The organism is Neobacillus drentensis, from assembly GCF_036966985.1.
GTDB classification, from domain to species: Bacteria; Bacillota; Bacilli; order Bacillales; family Cytobacillaceae; genus Neobacillus; species Neobacillus drentensis_E.
This window is the reverse complement of sequence record NZ_JBALSN010000758.1, coordinates 1-2026: the sequence shown is the minus strand read 5'-3', so window position 1 is coordinate 2026 and position 2026 is coordinate 1. Positions and strand designations below refer to the sequence as shown.

Annotated in this window: 1 protein-coding gene; it reads right to left on the bottom strand. The window is 42.4% G+C overall.

Annotation, left to right across the window (positions count from 1 at the left end; all coding sequences use genetic code 11):
* Positions 1-7 precede the first annotated feature (7 nt).
* Positions 8-2026: transglycosylase domain-containing protein (locus V7659_RS31430; RefSeq protein WP_335543897.1), on the bottom strand; the 2019-nt coding region annotated here is incomplete at its 5' end.

Sequence of the window (2026 nt, the reverse complement as noted above, 5' to 3'; positions counted from 1 at the left end):
TTTTTTATTACTGCTGAATTCTTTCAATGAGAGTATTAACTCCCTTACCGACCTTATATAATACTTGATCCAACTTTTCTTTCCAACCTGGAGCATTTTCTTTGATAGTTTGCCCGATTTTCTGAGCATTTTCATTTAATTCCTTGCTAATTTTCTTCGCCTGTTCATTGATACTTACCTTTGAAGTGCTTTTACCTGCGAGTTGATCATTGATCGAAACAACCTCAAAACGCTCTTTAGGAAGATGTTGAACGGATTTCTTCATAATCTCCTTAAATATGGGCACCACATTAGCCGAACTTGGACTTGGCAAGTAATGTTCCCTGTCGGTTTGGTCAAACCCTATCCAGATGGCGCCAACCAGATTTGGCGTATATCCAACCATCCATTGGTCCTTCGTTCCACTAATATCATTATATGGCAGCTGGGTGGACCCAGTCTTTCCAGCTATTTGGATGTCAGGGATTCGAGCGCGCCTTGCAGTTCCTGTTTCGACTACATTTAAGAGCATCGATGTCATTTCATCTGTGACTTCTTCCGACGTCACTTTTGTGGTTTTTGCTTCATGCTCAGCAATCACATTTCCAGTTGGTCCGACTATTTTCGTAATTAAGTGGCTGTCTTCTCGCTTTCCTCCATTTGGGAAAGTTGAAAAGGCGTTAGCCATTTGCAGGGGGGAGACCCCTGTACTCATCCCGCCCAGTGCGATGGCCAGGTTTTTATCTTCTTTCTCGACAGGGATACCGAACCTCTTCAAGGACTCGATCCCCTTATTTAAGCCAATCTCATTTAACAGCCATACAGCTGGGATATTCAGCGATTTCTCAAGCGCCTTGTACATTTCAACCTTTCCTCCATAGGTCTTTGAAAAATTCTCTGGCTTGTAGTTTCCGAAGTTGGTCGGTTTATCAACAAGTTCAGATGAGTATTTATATCCTTCTTCAAGGGCAGGTGTATAAACGGCCAGTGGTTTAATCGACGACCCTGGCTGTGCTCGTAATTGGGTTGCCCTGTTAAAGCCTCGGAATACATGTTCACCGCGTCCGCCAACTAGGGCACTCACTCCGCCTGTAGCAGGGTCCATTAGAACAGAGCCACTTTGAACAAGTTTTCCCCCTCTACTGCGCGGGAACAAGTAGTCTTCACTATACACTTTTTCAAGATCAGACTGAAGATCTTGATCCATCGCGGTGTAAATTCGATACCCTCTAGTCAGGATTTCTTCTTGTGTTAAGCCATATTTATTGATTGCTTCATTCAGGACCGCATCCACATAATATGGATATTTTCGTTCCACATTGCTACCGCCGCCATCATGAAGGCGAATTTTTTCTTTTTTCGCATTGTTATATTGAGAACTAGTAATCATCCCCAGTTCTTTCATTTTACTTAATACAGTATTTCTTCTTTTCATGGCTAAATCATAGTTGTTATAGGGACTGAGGTAATTCGGTGAATGCAGCAATCCGGCAAGCATAGCTGCTTCACTGACAGTAACATCTTTGATATTTTTATCAAAGTATTTTTTTGATGCATTGCTGATTCCCCAGGACCCGCTCCCAAAATAAACCTGGTTGAGGTACATTTGCAAAATCTCATTTTTGGAATAAACCTTTTCGATTTTTACGGCTAAAAAGAGTTCCTCAGCTTTTCGCTTATAGGTGCGTTCCGGTGATAAAAGGGCATTCTTCGTTAACTGCTGGGTTAACGTACTACCGCCGCCCGTAATCCTTCCTGCAAACAAGTTACTGAAAAACGCACGAGCAATCCCTTTAATATCGAAACCGCCATGCTCATAGAATCGTTCATCCTCGATTGCCACAACAGCATTTGGGACATACTTCGGCAACTCCTCGATTTTTACTCCTTTTGTCCGATTGGTGGCGACATTACTAGCTATTTTCCCTTTTTTATCATAAATAACGGTCGGCTGACTGAGACCTTGCTTCAGCGATTCTACATTGGCTCTCATCGCAAGCCAGCCAAAATAGAGGATAGTTGTTAATACAACCACTAAGATTAATAG